Here is a 16,370-nt window from a genome sequence, read left to right as displayed (position 1 = left end):
GCCAACGGCAACAACGCCGGGGACGCGCACGAACCAGAGCCGCGTGACCAGACCCCGGCGAGCGTGCGTGACTAATTGATCTACAATGTAAAGGCGCCGGCCCGGGCCACCGATGAGCCCCGCGATCAGGCGAGGAGCGCCGCCGCGTGGCGTCCGGCCGCCGCGACCGTGAGGAAGCCCGCGAGGTCCTCGTCCAGGCCGCGGCCCATGGTCGACAGCCGTACCGGGGACGCGCGCAGCGCCTCCTCCAGGCCCGTCACCGGCACGCGTACGAGCTCGTGGCGTTCGCCCAGCGGCTCGGCCTCGGCGCGGACGCGGGCGCCGAAGTCGCCCGGCAGCTCCGGCACGACGACCTGGGCGCGGGCCAGGGCGACCCGGCCGTAGGCGGTCAGGCTGTGGTGGGAGATGCCGAGGTGGCGGTCGCGGGCGTCGGCCTCGCTCACCCGGAGCGAGGCCACCGGCCGGCCCTTGAGGACGCCGGCGGCGTTGACCGCCTCGCCCGCCGACACGCCGGAGAAGCCCCAGCGTGTGCCCGTGCCGAGGTTGCCGGGCCCCTGGGCGACGATCGCGACCTCCGCGTCGAGCACCAGGCGCGCGGCGAGCAGGCCCGTGTGGAGGGTCACCGCCTCCAGGTCGCCGCCGAACGCCTGGCCGGCGGTGACGACCGCGGCCAGCGCGCCGGACTCGCGCAGCGCCGCCGCCGAACGGGAGAACCACGACGGCAGCGCCCCGCCGTCCGGCATGACATAGACGACGCGGGTCCCCGGCCGGTCGAGGTGCAGCCCGGCGATGATCGCGGGCAGTGCGGAGTGCAGGTCGGCCACGATCACCGGCATGCCGCCGACCGAGTCGGCCTCGCGGAGCGTCTCGTGGTGTTCTGAGTCCTGCTCGTCGGCGCCCAGGACGGTCGCCTGCAGCGGCGTGTACCGTGCCTTGACCAGATGTCCCGGCCCGGAGGGGTCCGGCGGAAAGCGGTCGGGGACGGCCACCACCATCGCGTACCCGCCGGTGCCGAGGCCCATCGCGAGCGCCGTGGTGTTGAGCAGCACCGCGTCGCCCGGCAGGGGCGACCCCACCAGTTCCGGGTAGGCCAGTGCGCGGGCCGCACCCTCATTCTCGATCTCTACGTCGAGTTCGACCGCGCCGGGCCACTCCCGGCGTATCTTGACAACCGTGCCTTTGCGCCATCGGATCACCCGCCAAAGGTAGCGTCGGGGGCCACGGGGATGGGTAAGAAGGAGAGCCGATGTCACGCCGCAAGACCGAGCGGTTGCTCAATCTCGTGGTGTGCCTGCTGGCCACCCGCAGATATCTCACCGCCGAGCAGATCCGCCAGGCCGTACCCGGCTATCCCGACGGCTCCGAGGCGTTCAAGCGCATGTTCGAGCGCGACAAGGAGGAGCTGCGCGAGCTCGGCATCCCGCTGGAGACCGGCAGCGAGGGCGAGGAGGAGACCGGCTACCGCATCCAGCGCCAGGCGTACGAGCTGCCGGAGATCCAGCTGAACCCGGACGAGGCCGCCGTGCTCGGCCTGGCCGCGCGGGTCTGGCAGCGCGCCAGCCTCGCCGAGGCCGCCTCCGGAGCACTGCTGAAACTGCGCGCCGCCGGCGTGGACACCGCCGAGGCCGCCTCGCTCGGCATCGAGCCGCGGGTCGACACCCACGAGCCGGCGTTCCCGGCCCTGTGGCGTGCCGTACGCGACCGGCGCCCGGTGACCTTCGACTACCAGGGCATCGGCCGCAGCGCCCCGCAGCGCCGTCACCTGGAGCCCTGGGGCGTGGTGAGCCGGCGCGGCCGGTGGTACGTCGCCGGGCACGACCGCGACCGCGGGCAGGTGCGGGTGTTCCGGCTCAGCCGGATCCTGGGCACGGTCGCCCCCGACGGCGCGGTGGGCACGGTCGTGGTGCCCGACGACGCCGACATCCGCGAGATCGTCGACTCCAGCAGCAGCCCGGCGCCGGACCGGCGGACCGCCACCGTGCGGCTGCGCCGCGGCGCCGCGCTCGGCATCCGCCGCTGGGCCGCGGACGTACGGCCCGACGAGGGCGAGTGGGACGTCGCGGAGCTCGGTTTCGCCGACGTCGACCGGCTCGTGGACTATCTCGCCGGGTTCGCCGACGACATCGCCGTGATCGGCCCGCCCGACGTGCGCGAAGCGATGATCCAGCACCTGAAGGCGGTCCTCGCATGAGCGAGCGGAACGAGCGAATAGACGAGCACAGCGCTCTGGCCACTCCTCCGACGGAGGAGGGCTCATGAGCTCCTCGGACCGGCTGACGCGGCTGCTGGCGCTGGTGCCGTACGTCATCAGCCGTACCTCGGTGAGCGTGGCGGAGGCGGCAGCCGCGTTCGAGGTCACCGAGAAGCAGCTCATCGACGACCTCAACCTCCTGTGGTGCGTCGAGCTGCGCGCCCCCGACCCGTACTGCCCGATCGACCTGTCCTACGAGGGCGGCGAGATCGTCGTCAGCGAGGCCGAGTCGATCAGCAGGCCGCTCCGGCTCGACGTGGACGAGGCGTCCGCATTGCTGGTGGCGCTGCGCACGCTCGCCGAGATCCCCGGCCGGGGCGACGCGCTCAGCCGCGTGCTCGCCAAGCTGGAGGCCGCCGCAGGCAGCGCCGCGCGGCCCAGCAGCCAGGTCTCGGTGCAGGTCGACGTGCGCCCGGACGTGCTCGTACGCGTCCGCGAGGGGCTGGACGAGGGCCGGCGGCTGCGGATGACCTACTACGTGCCCGGCCGCGACGAGAACACCGACCGCGACGTGGACCCGATGCGCCTGCTGCTGGTCGACGGCTGGTCCTACCTGGAGGGCTGGTGCCGCCGGGCCGAGGCGGTGCGGCTGTTCCGCCTGGACCGCATCGTGGAGCTGGCCGTCCTCGACACCGCCGCGAGCATCCCTGAGGACGCCGAGCCGGTCGACGTCGACCGTGGCCTGTTCCGGCCGACGCCGGACGACATCCGGGTGATCCTGGAGCTCACGCCCGCCGGGCGCTGGGTTTCGGACCACTACCCGTGCGAGAGCGTCACCGAGCTGGGGGAGGGGCGGCTGCGCGTCGAGCTCCGCACCCGCGACACCCGGTGGGTACGCCGCCTGGCGCTGCGGCTGGCCGGCAGCGGCGTGGTCATGGCCCCCGCCGGGCTCGCCGGAGAGGTGCGCGACGACGCCGAGCGGGCGCTGGCGCTTTACACCTGAGCGTCCCGTGTAGTCTCACCGTGTGCCGTGGGTGATGTTGTTCCTGGGACTGGCCTTCGCCGGGCTGGTCGTCATCGCCGCCTGCGCCGTGAAGGTGTTCGTGGCCGTCCGTGGCCTGGGCCGTGAACTCCAGCAGGCCAAGGCGGGTCTGGAGCCGAAACGTTCGGCCCTGCGGACCGCGGCACGGCGTCTGGAGCGGGCGCGAGAATGAGCCAGCCTCCCGGACGGCGTACGATCGGGAGAGAACCGGCCACTGCTGAAGAGGACTGTCATGGATCTTGGCCCGTGGGAGATCGCGATCATCGCGGTCGTCATCTTGGTGCTGTTCGGCTCGGCGAAGCTGCCGCAGGCGGCGCGTTCGCTCGGCCGTTCGATGCGCATCTTCAAGTCCGAGACCAAGGGTCTGATCGGCGACGATGACGACAAGCAGAACAACGCGCCCACCGACGCGCGTGCCGAGGCGGCACGGCTGCGTGCCGAGGCGGCCCGCCTGGAGGCACAGGCCGGGCCCCAGCAGCTCAACCCGCCCGTGAACGACGGCGGTGCGAACGGTGTGCCGCTGCGGCAGACGGAGCACGACAAGCAGTCCTAGTCCTGACCTTGTCCTGACGAGCCGGAGCCCCAGATCACATGTCGGCGATGAAGGTGTCCCGGCGGCGTGACGAGCGACCGTCCAACCCGGACGGCCGCATGCCGCTGATGGAGCACATCCGCGAACTGCGTAACCGGATCCTCAAGGCGATCGCGGGGGTCCTGGCGGGAGCGGTCGTCGGCTGGATCTTCTACGATCCGATCTGGCGGGTCCTCCAGCACCCCTACTGCCAGATCCCGCAGTCCAACCGGCTCAACGGCCAGTGCGCGCTGACGACGACGGGCATCCTCGACCCGTTCGTGCTGCGGATCAAGATCTGTGTGATCATCGGGCTGGTCCTCGCCTCGCCGATCTGGCTCTACCAGCTCTGGGCGTTCGTGGCGCCAGGGCTCTACCAGCGCGAACGCCGCTGGACGTACGTCTTCATGGCCGGCGCGATCCCGCTGTTCGCGGCCGGCGCCTGCCTCGCGTACCTCACGCTCGACAAGGGCCTGGGCATCCTGCTGGGCTTCACCCCCGACCACGTCGTCCCGCTCGTGACGATCACCAGTTATCTCAGCTACGCCGTGGCGATGCTGCTGATCTTCGGGGCGACGTTCGAGCTGCCGCTGTTCGTCGTGGTGCTCAACCTGGCCGGGGTGCTGACCCACGAGCGCATCAGGAAGTGGCGCCGGACGCTGCTGTTCGGCATCTTCGTCTTCGCCGCGGTGGCGACGCCGAGCCAGGACCCCTTCACGATGCTGGCGCTGGCCCTGCCCACCGTCGTGCTGTTCGAGGTGGCCGAGGTCATCGCGTACTTCCACGACCGCCGCAAGGCCGCCCGCCCCGACCCGTACGCCGGCCTCTCCGACGACGAGGCCTCGCCGCTGGAGGACCGGGACGACGTGGACGACCTGGAGGACACCCCGCGCTCATGATCGCGGGGCGGGTTGCCGTCCCATGCCCGGCACTTCCGTAGGCTTGGACCATGACGACCCCCGCGGAGCGCTATGCCGCGAATCGTGAGCGCATGGCCGGCTTCACACCCGCGCTGACGGAATTCCAGAGCCTGTACGACTTCGACCTTGACTTCTTCCAGGTCGACGCCTGCCGGGCGCTGGAGAACGGCCACGGTGTCCTGGTCGCGGCCCCCACGGGGTCGGGCAAGACCATCGTCGGCGAGTTCGCCGTCCACCTGGCGCTCGCGAGCGGGCAGAAGTGCTTCTACACGACGCCCATCAAGGCGCTGTCGAACCAGAAGTACTCCGACCTCGTACGCCGCTACGGCGCCGGCCGGGTCGGGCTGCTCACCGGCGACAACACCATCAACGGCGAGGCCCCGATCGTCGTCATGACGACCGAGGTGCTGCGCAACATGCTGTACGCCGGGTCGCGGACGCTGTCCGGGCTCGCCTACGTCGTGATGGACGAGGTGCACTACCTCGCCGACCGGTTTCGCGGAGCGGTCTGGGAGGAGGTCATCATCCACCTCCCCGAGTCCGTACGCCTCGCGGCGCTGTCGGCGACCGTCAGCAACGCCGAGGAGTTCGGCGAGTGGCTGCAGGAGGTACGCGGCGACACGACGGTCATCGTCGACGAGCACCGGCCGGTGCCGCTGTGGCAGCACATGCTCGCCGGCAACCGGCTGTACGACCTGTTCGTCGACACCGACGACCCGAACGCCGAGCACGCCAAGGTCAACCCGGCGCTGCGCCGGTTCGCCCTCGACGACCTGCGGCGTACGAAGGTCAACCAGGGCCGCCGCAGCGGCCGCCGGCGCGAGGCACGGCCGCAGCGGTTCCGGCCGCCGCCGCGCTCGGAGGTCATCGACCGCCTGGACCGTGCGGGCCTGCTGCCCGCGATCACGTTCATCTTCAGCCGCGCCGGCTGCGACGCGGCCGTCGAGCAGTGCATGTACTCCGGCCTGCGGCTGACCTCGATGGAGGAGGCCGGGGAGATCCGCGCGCACGTCGAGTCGCGCGTCGCGGACATCCCGGCCGAGGACCTCGACGTGCTGGGCTACCGGACGTGGCTGGCCGGCCTCGAACGCGGCCTGGCCGCCCACCACGCCGGGATGCTGCCGACGTTCAAGGAGGTCGTCGAGGAGCTGTTCACCGAGGGCCTCATCAAGGCGGTCTTCGCCACCGAGACGCTGGCGCTCGGCATCAACATGCCCGCCCGTACGGTCGTCATCGAACGCCTCGTCAAGTGGAACGGCGAGATGCACGCCGACCTGACGCCGGGGGAGTACACCCAGCTCACCGGGCGGGCGGGCCGCCGCGGCATCGACATCGAGGGCCACGCGGTCGTGCTGTGGACCCCGGGCGTCGACCCCGGCTCGGTGGCCGGGCTGGCCGGCACCCGCACCTATCCGCTGAACTCCAGCTTCCGCCCGTCGTACAACATGGCGGTGAACCTCGTCGGCGCGGTCGGCCGCGAGCGCGCGCGCACGCTCCTGGAGGAGTCGTTCGCGCAGTTCCAGGCGGACCGGGCCGTGGTGGGGCTGGCGCGGCAGCTGCGCCGCAACGAGGAGGCCCTGGACGGCTACCTGGAGGCGGCCGGGTGCCATCTGGGCGACTTCATGGAGTACGCCGGCATCCGCCGCCGGCTCTCGGACCGGGAGAAGGAGCTCGCGCGTGCGCGTTCGGGCGTGCAGCGGGCCGAGGCGGCGCGGTCGCTGGAGCGGCTGCGCCCGGGTGACGTCATCGTCATCCCGAACGGCCGCTGGGCCGGCGTCGCCCTGGTCCTCGAACCCGGCGCGGCCAAGCGCGTCGACGACCCGTCGCCGCTCGTGCTGACCGTCAACCGGCAGGTGAAGCAGCTGGCGCTCATGGACTTCCGCGGCCCGGTGGAGCCGGTGGAGCGGGTACGGATCCCGGCCTCGTTCAGCCGCAAGTCGCCCCAGCACCGGCGCGACCTGGCCTCGACCCTGCGCAACAAGACCGCGGGCATCCACGCCCCCCGGCCGGCCAAGCGGCCCGAGCCGACGGGGGAGGACCCGGAGATCACCCAGCTGCGCCGCACCCTGCGCGAGCACCCGTGCCACGGCTGCGCCGAGCGCGAGGACCACTCCCGCTGGGCCGAGCGCTACTTCCGCCTGGAACGCGAGACCGCCGACCTGCGCCGCCGCGTGGAGGGCCGCTCGCAGGTGATCTCGCGCACGTTCGACCGGGTGTGCGCGGTGCTGGAGCAGCTCGGTTACCTGGAGGACGAGCGCGTCACGGAGGCAGGGCGGCGTCTGGGGCGTCTGTACAGCGAGGCCGACCTCCTGACCGCGGAGTGCCTGCGCGAGGGCATCTGGGACGGCCTGGACGCCGCGGAGCTGGCAGCGTCGGTGTCGGCGCTGGTGTACGAGTCGCGGCAGACCGAGGAGGGCAAGGCCCCGCGCATCCCGGCGGGCGCGGTCCGCGAGACGCTGGCCGAGATGGCGGGGCTGTCGGAGGACCTGCGGGAGGTCGAACGCGACCATCGGGTGGCGTTCCTGCGCGAGCCGGACCTCGGCTTCGTGTGGGCGGCCTACCGGTGGGCACAGGGCCACCAACTGGACGCGGTGCTGAGCGACGCGGAACTCACGGCGGGCGACTTCGTCCGCTGGGTGAAGCAGCTGCTGGACCTGCTGGGCCAGATCGCCGACGCCGCGCCGCGCGGCAGCGGCATCCGGGAGACGGCAGGAAAGGCCATGGACGCGATGCGCCGCGGAGTGGTCGCCTATACCTCGGTCACCTGACCCTCCCGCACCCGTGCCGGCCCGGCGGCCGGCCGCTCGGCCGGCCGGCTTCGCCCGGTCCTCGGCGGACGTGACCGCGATCCGGACGAAGGCGACGTCGGCGCCGGACGGAGGGTTCGTGCTCGTACGGCCGGCAGAGCCCTCGCGGGCCACCGCCGCCGCAACGTGGAGAACGCCGGGCGTCACACGGGCGTTGTCGCGGACTTCACCGAGGACGACGACGTGAGATCGGCGAGGACGGCGGCCTGGCTGTGCGGCACGTCCTTGGTCGCGGTGACCGGCACCGGCGGCGAAGCGAACAGGTATCCCGTTCGCGACGTGGGCCGGTCGTCCGCGGCGGGCCCTGCCTGAACTTCGGGCCGGCCACCGACCGGGGCGCTCGCTCAGCGGCCTGGCGACCGCTGCGGTGATCGCGTGGACCGAGCGGCCGCGGGTCGGCGTGCGGTCCTGTGGTCCTGTGGTGGGCCGCCGAAGTCTCGCGGTGCGGCTCGCTGCCGAGGCGGGCGCGTGCCATCCTTGCCTGCGGCCTGCGGGCCGAGTCTTACCCGAGCCCCCGCCGGCGGGGGTCGTACCCCCCTCGCGGCCGGCCGGCGGCCGTTCAGAGGTCGTCGTCGGCTTCGGCGACCTCGCGCAAGGCGGTGGGATTCATGATGAGGATGCGCATTCGCTGCGTCACCACCACGCCGTCCTTGCGCCACACCGTCAGCGCCCGTGCGACCGTCTCTCGCGCTCGGCCGATCATCGTGGCCAGCTCGTGCTGGGTCAGCGGCAGCGGCAGCGCCACGGAGTTCTCCGGGCCGGGGACGCCGTAACGCTCCGCGAGGTCCAGCAGCAGCAGCGCCAGCAGCTTCGGGCCGCTCGTGCCGACCTGGGACGTCATGCGGCGGTCGGCGTCGTCCATGCGGCCCACCATCACGCGGGCGAGGACCTGGGCGGCGTGGGCGTGGCCGTTCAGGAAGTTCGCGAACTGGTCGGCGGGTACCGCCAGGGCGCGGACCCGGTTGAGGGCCTTCACGTTGGCCGACCGGGGGCGGCCGTTCAGCCAGCCGCTCTCGCCGATCGTGTCCGCGGGGCCGCGGATCGCCAGCATGACCTCATGACCGTCGGCACGCCCGGCCGTCACCTTCACCCAGCCGTCCAAGATGATGAGCACGTGGTCCGGCGGGGCCCCCTGGCTGCACAGGAGCGTACCGGCGGCGTACTCACGAGTCCGGCCGGCCGCGCGGAGCGCGGTCCGTTCGGACTCGTTCAGTGCCTGCCAAAAACCTTGTCTGTTCGCGAGGGTCTCTTGCACCGAGTTCCCGTCTGCCTGTCCCGGCTGAGGTTCGCCATTGAACCTGATTTCCTCCAGTGGACCCAATGAAGGGGAACGCTGTCTAGAGGTCGGCACCTGGGGCATGGGGAGTGGGGCGGTTTTTTCCATGACCCAGATGCCGACCAGCATGTGGGGCACTAGCTGCCGGACGCCATCACCGCGGCGGTGACATTCCAGGCGAGTAGTGCCGTCCCCGTGATGTACGCCCAGGTCAGCGCCTGCTGAGTGAGCGTTTCGCGATAGCGCGTGGCCGCAGTCAGCCACTGCAGCTGGAGTACCGCCGGTGCGCACAGTTCCGGTGCATCACCCGGAATTTCAGCAATGAAGCGGTAGAAATCCCCCTGCGCGATCCTGGTGATGTGGTTGGCGCGTACGAGGAGGGCGACGACGAGGCTCCCCGCGGCGAGCACGGGAACCAGGGCCGCGACCAGAAGCCCGCCGTACGGCGAGCGGCTCGCCGACTCGATCGTGCCGATCTGGACGACCAGCCCCATGGCGCCGGTAGCGATGATCCACCCCGCGAAAGCGGTCGCGTGATTGGACCGCTGGACCATCGCGAACATCGCACTCACGCCGCCGAACGCAGCTTCGTCATCCCCCGGGTAAGCTGGTGTTCGCCTGCTGAGTTTCGCGGACATGACCGCCTCTCAGTGTCGGGCGCAACTTTCAGTGCGCCTCTCACTGAAATGAAAACTCCGGGTGGTCCACAGCACTGCGCCATATGACGCAATCGACGCGAACCATTATTCCTCGGTCGTTTTCACCGCTCCGAGCAGGCGGTTGACCGGGCCTTCGAGATTCCAGCGGTCGGTGAGCTCTACCAGGCGTTCCGGATCGCGCGGCGTATGTGGCAGGCGCGCGTCGAGCTCGGGAAGTGCAATGTCGGTAACGACCCTAACAACCATTTCGGCGGAACCGAGATAGTCGCGCGCCTTCTCCAGCTTCGCCCGGCTTCCGGCCGGGAATCCGGAAGTCTCGCCTTCATCGAGCGCCTTTTTGACCCCATCCAATGAGCCGAATCGCGTGATCAGAGCCGCGGCCGTCTTGTCCCCGACGCCGGGAACGCCGGGCAGCCCGTCGCTCGGATCGCCGCGCAGCGTCGCGAAGTCGGCGTACGCGCGGCCGGGGACGCCGTACTTTTCGGTGACCTCGGCCTCCCCGATGACCTGCAGGGCCTTGATGCCGCGCGCGGTGTAGAGGACGCGCACCGGCTGGTCGTCGCGGACCAGCTGGAACAGGTCGCGGTCGCCGGTCACCACGTCCACCTCGCCCTTCTCGACGGTGGCGAGCGTGCCGATGACGTCGTCGGCCTCGTAGCCGGCCGCGCCGACCTGGGCGATGCCGAACGCCGCGAGGACCTCCTCGATCAGCGGCACCTGCGCGCCGAGCGCGGGCGGGGTCTGGTCGCCGCCGTCGGGCCCGACCCGGTGCGCCTTGTAGGACGGCAGCGCGTCGACCCGGAAACTCGGGCGCCAGTCGGCGTCCATGCAGGCGACCACCGAGTGCGGCGACCGGTCCCGTACGAGGCGCGCGATCATGTCGAGGAGCCCGCGGATCGCGTTGACGGGCGTGCCGTCGGAGGCGGTCACGGATTCGGGCACGCCGAAGAAGGCGCGGAAGTACAGGGACGGCGTGTCCAGCAGCATGAGTCCACCCACGCCCCCATCTTGGCAGCCTCGGCGCCTCCGCGGTCACTCGATGCGGATGGCGACCACACAGGTGTCATCGTCGGGGTTGGGCCCGCCGAAGATGTCGAGTATGTGGTCGAGGACGCTGTCGGGGTCGCAGCAGGCGGCCGTGGAGGCCGCGTGGATCAGGAGGTCGAGCCCGTCCTGCAGGCCACGCTCACGCCGCTCGACCAGCCCGTCGGTGTAGAGCAGCAGCAGGTCGCCGGCTTCGAGCGAGGTCGTCTCGACGGCGAACTCCGGCGCCTCCATCGCGCCCAGCAGCACACCCTCGGGTGGCTCCAGCGTGACCGCCTTGCCGTCGCGGACGAGCACCGGCGGCAGGTGGCCGGCCTGGGACCACGTCAGTGTGCGTTCCTCCGGGTCGTACCGGCCGGCGAGCACGGTGGCGGTCAGCGACGTCGGCCAGTGCATCGTCAGCCGGTTGAGCCAGCCGAGCAGGCGGTCGGGCTCCGCGCCGGAGAACGCCAGGCCGCTGAGGCCGTTGCGCAACCGCGCCATCGCCGCGGCCGCCTGCAACCCGTGGCCGGACACGTCGCCGATCGCGAGGAAGACCCCGTCGCCCTCGATCGCCGTCGTCTCGTACCAGTCGCCGCCGACCCGCGCCGAATGGCCCGCGGGCAGGTAGCGCACGGCCGCGCGAAGGCCGGGCTTGGTGACGATGCCCTCCGGCAGGGGCAGGATCGAGCGCTGCATCTCGATCGCCTGGTGCCGCTCGGCGGCGATGAGGCGGCGTTCGAGCTGCACGCGGGAGGCCTTGAGCGTGCGCTCGCCGAGCCGCCACCGCGTGACGTCCTGGCAGACGCACCGGACCGCGACGGGCACGCCGAACGTGTCGAGCACGGGCTCGCCCATCAGCCGTACGTCGCGGGTCTCCTCGCCACGCAGGATGTGGATCTCATTGTCGACCTTCTCACTGCCGTCCAGGAGCGTACGGACGAGGTGGACGACGATGGGGACGTCGCTGGGGACGACGTGCTCGGGGAGCCGGTCGAGCGGCAGCGGTCCCTCGGCCGGGTCGCGGCCGAAGATGCAGTAGAGCTGGTCGGACCAGTGGATCTCGCCGGCGACGAGGTCCCACAGGCCCCAGCCGAGGTTGCCGATGCGCTGCGTCTGCTCGATCTGCGCGCAGAGGTCGCCGGCGGCCGGCGGGGCCGGCCCGGGCGGCGGCGCGGGCGGGGTGCGGGAGGCGCCGGGGAGCGCGATGACCGCGCCGGGCGCCGGCCGCGCGGCGGACGTGCCCGGCTCGGGCGTGAGGAGCATGCGCGCGGTGACCTCGGGGGTGACCCCGCTGTCGCGCGCGACCTCCAGGAGATGGGTGTGCGCCGCGGCGAGGCCGCAGCCCAGCCGCCCGGCGATGAGGCCCTTGGCCTGTTCGAGTACCGCTGTCGTATGGGCGGCGGCGTGCAGTTGCTCGATCTCGACCCGGAGCTGGTCGACGGTGGCCGCCGGTTCGGCGGACTCGCCGCCCTTGTCTTGCGGGATGTCGTGAGGGATGCCCATGAGACCGCTTTCGATGTGATCGCCCGCACTCGACCGGCTACTTAGAGTAGTCACTCCGGGCATCGGAGGAGCAGGACCTGGTTTTGGGGAGGAGTCGTAGCGGATGAGAATCTGGGATCTGGCGGGCGCGACCACCTCGTACGTGCGACGCGCGCGGGTTCTATCCTAGCGATACATACCGTACGCGATGTGACGATCGCACAGAGCGACGGAACGTGCGCCGGCCTGTGCGTCCTGACGGGGCCGCCCGGTAGATTGCCCCGGCAAGCGAATCCACGCAGGTGCCAATCATTGAGAGGTGGCGACGTTGACCAGCGCGACATCACCGTTCGAGCCCGATCGCCTGGAGCGGGCACGGCAGGCTGTTGCCGACTCCGGACTCGGGGCGGTGCTCCTCACGCCCGGACCCGATCTGCGCTACGTCACCGGTTACGACGCCATCCAGCTCGAACGCCTGACGTGCCTCGTCCTCCCCGCCACCGGCGACCCCTTCCTCGTCGTGCCCCGCCTGGAGCTCGCCGCGGCGGAGGCGTCCCCGGTCGGCGCGCTGGGCGTCGAGATGGTGCCGTGGGGCGAGTCCGAGGACCCGTTCGCGCTGGTGGCCGGGCGGCTGCCCGCGGATCTGGCCCGCGTCGGCGTCGCCGACCGCATGTGGGCCGTGATGGCGCTGCGGTTCCGCGCGGCGCTGCCCCGCGCCGAGCAGGTCGCCGCCGGTACGGTCCTGCGCGAGCTGCGCATGCGCAAGAGCCGGGCCGAGGTCGAGGCGCTGCGCGAGGCGGGGGCGGCGATCGACCGCGTCCACCGGATCGTGCCGAGCCTGCTCAAGGCCGGGCGTACCGAGCGCGAGGTGGGCCGCGACATCGCCGAGGCGATCGTCGCCGAGGGCCACGCGGTCGTCGACTTCGTGATCGTCGGCTCCGGACCCAACGGCGCCAGCCCGCACCACGAGCTGTCCGACCGGGTGATCCGGCCCGGCGACCCCGTCGTCGTCGACATCGGCGGCACCATGCCGAGCGGCTACTGCTCCGACTCGACCCGCACCTACGCGGTCGGCGAGGCCCCGGCCGACTTCCGCGCCTACTACGCGGTGCTCCAGGAGGCCCAGGCCGCCGCGTGCGCCGCCGTACGCCCCGGGGTCACGCCCGAGGCCGTCGACGCGGCCGCCCGCGACATCATCACGGCGGCCGGGTACGGCGAGTGGTTCATCCACCGTACGGGCCACGGCATCGGCCTGGAGACGCACGAGGACCCCTACATCGTGGCGGGCAACACCGAGCCGATCGAGGCGGGGATGGCGTTCTCCGTCGAGCCGGGCATCTACCCCGGCGCGCACGGCGCCCGCATCGAGGACATCGTGGTGTGCACGGCCGACGGCCACGAGAGCGTCAACCACGTGACGCACGACCTCATCGTCGTGGACGCCTGAGCGTACGGGCGCGACCCGGCGGCGAGTCCGGTTAGTCGGACGTCCTACTATTTTCCTGAGTCCCTTCCTCAACGTCGAGGAGGGACACGGGAGGCGGGTGGACCGATGAGCCGAGCCGAGCTGAGTCCTGAGCGCGAACTGCCGACACCAGAGGCCCGCGACCTGCTCGATCTGACCCGTGAGCTGGTCGCGGCCGAGCTCGCGCCGCGCGCCGCCGCCGACGAGGAGGCCGGCCGGTTCCCCCGCGAGGTCTTCCGCACGCTGGGCCGCGCCGGGCTGCTCGGGCTGCCCTACCCGGAGGAGTACGGCGGGGGCGGGCAGCCGTACGAGGTCTATCTCCAGGTGGTCGAGGAGCTCGCGGCAGGCTGGCTCGCCGTCGGCCTCGGCGTGAGCGTGCACACCCTCGCCTGCTTCCCGATCGCCGCGTACGGCTCCGCGGAGCAGCGGGAGCGCCGGCTGCCGGACATGCTCGGCGGCGAGATGCTCGGCGCCTACTGCCTGTCCGAGCCGCATTCGGGCTCCGACGCGGCGGCGCTGGTCACCAAGGCCCGCCGTGACGGCGACACGTACGCGCTGGACGGCACCAAGGCGTGGACCACCCACGGCGGCCGCGCCGACTTCTACACCGTCTTCGCGCGCACCTCCGCCGAGAAGAGCCGCGGCGTGTCGTGTCTGCACGTCCCGGCCGGCGCGCCGGGCCTGCACCCGGCGCCGCCGGAGAAGAAGATGGGCCTGCGCTCCTCGCCCACCGCGCAGCTCAGCTTCGACGACGTACGGGTGCCGGCGGGCGACCTGATCGGCGTGGAGGGCCAGGGGTTCTCGATCGCGCTGTCCGCCCTCGACGGGGGACGCCTGGGCATCGCCGCTTGCGCGGTCGGGGTGGCGCGGGCGGCGCTGGAGACGGCCGTGGGGTACGCGCGCGAACGCAAGCAGTTCGGCAGGCCCATCGGGGAGTTCCAGGGGCTGCAGTTCATGCTCGCCGACATGGCGACGGCCGTCGAGGCCGCGCGCTCGCTCTATCTCACCGCCGCCCGGCGCCGCGACGCCGGACTGGAGTACGGCACGCACGCGGCCATGGCCAAGCTCTTCGCCACCGACGCCGCCATGCGGGTGACCACCGACGCCGTCCAGGTGCTCGGCGGCTACGGATACGTCAGTGACTTCCCGGCCGAGCGGTATATGCGGGAGGCGAAAGTACTCCAGATCGTCGAAGGGACGAATCAGGTTCAGCGCATCGTGATCGGGCGCCGGTTGACGCGCCCGAGGTAACGATCTCTTTACGAAGAGCGCTCTCCTTCAGGAAATCCTGCGCCTTGGCAAAAGGAGGAGTAGGACTCTGGCACGCGTTCTTGAGGCGTGCTTGGGACATTTATGAGGAGGCGCGGTGGCCGAGGTCGTCCTGGCCCGAGTTGGCAAGGTCTATCCCGATGGCACTCGTGCCGTCGGCGATCTGAATCTGAACATCGCTGACGGTGAGTTCCTGGTGCTCGTGGGGCCGTCAGGGTGCGGCAAGACCACGGCATTGCGAATGGTGGCCGGACTGGAGGAGATCTCCGAGGGGACGGTGAGCGTCGGCGGCAAGGTGGTCAACCGGGTGCCCTCCCGCGACCGTGACGTCGCGATGGTCTTCCAGAGCTACGCGCTCTACCCCCACCTGTCGGTCCGGCAGAACATCGGGTTCGGCCTGACGCTGCGCAAGCTGCCGAAGGCGGAGATCCGCAAGCGGGTCGACGAGGCCGCCCAGACGCTGGGCCTGGAGGAGTACCTCGACCGCAGGCCGCGCAACCTGTCCGGTGGCCAGCGGCAGCGCGTGGCGATGGGCCGCGCGATCGTACGTGAGCCGCAGGCCTTCCTGATGGACGAGCCGCTGTCCAACCTCGACGCCAAGCTGCGCGTCCAGATGCGGGCCGAGATCGCCCGCATCCAGCGCGACCTCGGCGTCACCACGATCTACGTCACCCACGACCAGACCGAGGCGATGACCCTCGGTCACCGCGTCGCGGTGATGAAGAAGGGCGAGCTGCAGCAGGTCGCGCCGCCGCAGGAGCTGTACGACCGGCCGGCGAACCTGTTCGTCGCCGGGTTCATCGGCTCCCCGGCGATGAACCTCCTGCGCGGCGAGCTGTCCGGTGCAGAGGACGACCTGCGGCTGAACGTCGGCGGCCAGGAGCTGCGCGTCGGCGCCGGGGTCCTCGAACAGCGCCCCGCGCTGCGCGAGTACATCGGCCGCTCGGTCGCGGTCGGCGTACGGCCCGAGGACATGGAGGACGCCTCGCTCGCCGAGGCCACCGACGGGAGCCGGTTCACCTCCACGGCCGAGCTCGTCGAGTCGATGGGCTCGGACGTGATGGTCCACTTCACCATCGAGGCGGGCGCGGTCGTCACCGAGGACACCAAGGAGCTCGCCCGCGATGCGGGCAGCGACGTCCTGGGCGAGCTCGAGACGCCGCACACGGTCGTGGTGGCGCGCTTCAGCCCCCGTACCGAGGTCAAGGTGGGCGACGCCGTCGAGGTGAGCGTCGACACGACCCGGCTGCACTTCTTCGACCTGGACACCAGCGCGGCGATCTGGGACCTGCCGTCGGAACCCGCCGAGGAACCGGCCGCCGAGACGCCCGCGGAGACACCCGCGGAGACACCCGAGGCCGCGCCCGAGGACGAGACGGCGGCCCCCACCGGCGACGAGACCGGCGACGAGGCCGGCGACGAGGCCAAGGAGGAAGACAAATGAGAATGAACACGCGGTGGACCGCCGCGGTGGCCGCGGCGGGACTGCTCGTCACCGCCGCGGCGTGCAGCGACAGTGACTCCAAGACCTCCGACAAGGCGAGCACTGGTACGCAGGAGCTCAAGGGCACGACCATTGAGGTCGCGGCGAAGTGGACGGGTCCGGAGCAGGCGAACTTCCAGAAGGTTTTGTCGGCTTTTGAGAAGCAGACGGGGGCGAAG

14 protein-coding genes and 1 pseudogene are annotated in these 16,370 nt (G+C 71.5%); 10 read left to right on the top strand and 5 right to left on the bottom strand.

Annotated elements, in window-relative coordinates; genetic code table 11:
- Positions 1-125: 125 nt before the first annotated feature.
- Positions 126-1,196 carry a DUF3866 family protein gene (locus tag QWU11_RS21675; protein WP_290115991.1) on the bottom strand — a complete coding sequence of 357 codons (1,071 nt, stop codon included), beginning with the start codon at positions 1,194-1,196 and terminating at the stop codon, positions 126-128.
- A 50-nt stretch (positions 1,197-1,246) separates the two neighbouring features.
- Between QWU11_RS21675 and QWU11_RS21670 the strand changes: the two genes are divergently transcribed.
- From QWU11_RS21670 to QWU11_RS21645, 6 genes are all read left to right on the top strand, one after another.
- Entirely contained in the window at positions 1,247-2,191 is a 945-nt protein-coding gene (locus QWU11_RS21670) for a WYL domain-containing protein (RefSeq protein ID WP_290115990.1), read from the top strand.
- A 64-nt stretch (positions 2,192-2,255) separates the two neighbouring features.
- On the top strand, positions 2,256-3,194 hold the full coding sequence (locus QWU11_RS21665) for a WYL domain-containing protein (protein WP_290115989.1): 939 nt from the start codon (positions 2,256-2,258) through the stop codon (positions 3,192-3,194).
- A 22-nt stretch (positions 3,195-3,216) separates the two neighbouring features.
- Entirely contained in the window at positions 3,217-3,405 is a 189-nt protein-coding gene (locus tag QWU11_RS21660) for a hypothetical protein (RefSeq protein WP_290115988.1), read from the top strand.
- 60 nt (positions 3,406-3,465) lie between these two features.
- Positions 3,466-3,786, top strand: a complete 321-nt coding sequence (gene tatA / locus QWU11_RS21655) for a Sec-independent protein translocase subunit TatA (protein ID WP_290115987.1) — start codon at positions 3,466-3,468, stop codon at positions 3,784-3,786.
- A gap of 38 nt (positions 3,787-3,824) precedes the next feature.
- Positions 3,825-4,703 (top strand): twin-arginine translocase subunit TatC, encoded by an 879-nt coding sequence (gene tatC / locus QWU11_RS21650; RefSeq protein ID WP_354670876.1) that lies wholly within the window; start codon positions 3,825-3,827, stop codon positions 4,701-4,703.
- A 50-nt stretch (positions 4,704-4,753) separates the two neighbouring features.
- Complete coding sequence (locus QWU11_RS21645; RefSeq protein ID WP_290115986.1) at positions 4,754-7,492, top strand: DEAD/DEAH box helicase; 2,739 nt, start codon at positions 4,754-4,756, stop codon at positions 7,490-7,492.
- A gap of 598 nt (positions 7,493-8,090) precedes the next feature.
- On the opposite strand, the gene QWU11_RS21640 is transcribed toward QWU11_RS21645, so the two are convergent.
- From QWU11_RS21640 to QWU11_RS21625, 4 genes are all read right to left on the bottom strand, one after another.
- Complete coding sequence (locus tag QWU11_RS21640; protein WP_290115985.1) at positions 8,091-8,786, bottom strand: Crp/Fnr family transcriptional regulator; 696 nt, start codon at positions 8,784-8,786, stop codon at positions 8,091-8,093.
- A 158-nt stretch (positions 8,787-8,944) separates the two neighbouring features.
- On the bottom strand, positions 8,945-9,445 hold the full coding sequence (locus QWU11_RS21635; RefSeq protein ID WP_290115984.1) for a hypothetical protein: 501 nt from the start codon (positions 9,443-9,445) through the stop codon (positions 8,945-8,947).
- Between the two features lie 105 nt (positions 9,446-9,550).
- On the bottom strand, positions 9,551-10,465 hold the full coding sequence (locus tag QWU11_RS21630; RefSeq protein ID WP_290115983.1) for a 5'-3' exonuclease: 915 nt from the start codon (positions 10,463-10,465) through the stop codon (positions 9,551-9,553).
- 33 nt (positions 10,466-10,498) lie between these two features.
- Positions 10,499-11,995, bottom strand: coding sequence for a SpoIIE family protein phosphatase (locus QWU11_RS21625; RefSeq protein WP_290115982.1), 1,497 nt, complete (start codon positions 11,993-11,995; stop codon positions 10,499-10,501).
- 307 nt (positions 11,996-12,302) lie between these two features.
- Between QWU11_RS21625 and QWU11_RS21620 the strand changes: the two genes are divergently transcribed.
- From QWU11_RS21620 to QWU11_RS21605, 4 genes and pseudogenes are all read left to right on the top strand, one after another.
- Entirely contained in the window at positions 12,303-13,421 is a 1,119-nt protein-coding gene (locus QWU11_RS21620; RefSeq protein WP_290115981.1) for a Xaa-Pro peptidase family protein, read from the top strand.
- A gap of 120 nt (positions 13,422-13,541) precedes the next feature.
- Entirely contained in the window at positions 13,542-14,690 is a 1,149-nt protein-coding gene (locus QWU11_RS21615) for an acyl-CoA dehydrogenase family protein (RefSeq protein WP_290116348.1), read from the top strand.
- A 115-nt stretch (positions 14,691-14,805) separates the two neighbouring features.
- Positions 14,806-16,152, top strand: coding sequence for a sn-glycerol-3-phosphate ABC transporter ATP-binding protein UgpC (ugpC, locus tag QWU11_RS21610; RefSeq protein WP_290115980.1), 1,347 nt, complete (start codon positions 14,806-14,808; stop codon positions 16,150-16,152).
- Positions 16,149-16,370 (top strand): annotated as a pseudogene (locus tag QWU11_RS21605) (carbohydrate ABC transporter substrate-binding protein); the annotation flags it as partial. The gene ugpC and the pseudogene QWU11_RS21605, both read left to right, overlap by 4 nt.

This window comes from Actinomadura sp. DC4 (genome assembly GCF_030406325.1).
GTDB lineage: Bacteria > Actinomycetota > Actinomycetes > Streptosporangiales > Streptosporangiaceae > Actinoallomurus.
The sequence above is the reverse complement of the archived record's forward strand: the minus strand, read 5'-3'. Positions and strand labels throughout refer to the sequence as shown.

What these genes read in the sequence shown, in the direction of transcription:
- QWU11_RS21635 (WP_290115984.1), bottom strand. Translation starts at nt 9,445, where the DNA reads ATGTCCGCGAAACTCAGCAGGCGAACACCAGCTTACCCGGGGGATGAC.
- tatA (WP_290115987.1), top strand. Translation starts at nt 3,466, where the DNA reads ATGGATCTTGGCCCGTGGGAGATCGCGATCATCGCGGTCGTCATCTTG.
- QWU11_RS21670 (WP_290115990.1), top strand. Translation starts at nt 1,247, where the DNA reads ATGTCACGCCGCAAGACCGAGCGGTTGCTCAATCTCGTGGTGTGCCTG.
- tatC (WP_354670876.1), top strand. Translation starts at nt 3,825, where the DNA reads ATGTCGGCGATGAAGGTGTCCCGGCGGCGTGACGAGCGACCGTCCAAC.
- QWU11_RS21665 (WP_290115989.1), top strand. Translation starts at nt 2,256, where the DNA reads ATGAGCTCCTCGGACCGGCTGACGCGGCTGCTGGCGCTGGTGCCGTAC.
- QWU11_RS21625 (WP_290115982.1), bottom strand. Translation starts at nt 11,995, where the DNA reads ATGGGCATCCCTCACGACATCCCGCAAGACAAGGGCGGCGAGTCCGCC.
- QWU11_RS21645 (WP_290115986.1), top strand. Translation starts at nt 4,754, where the DNA reads ATGACGACCCCCGCGGAGCGCTATGCCGCGAATCGTGAGCGCATGGCC.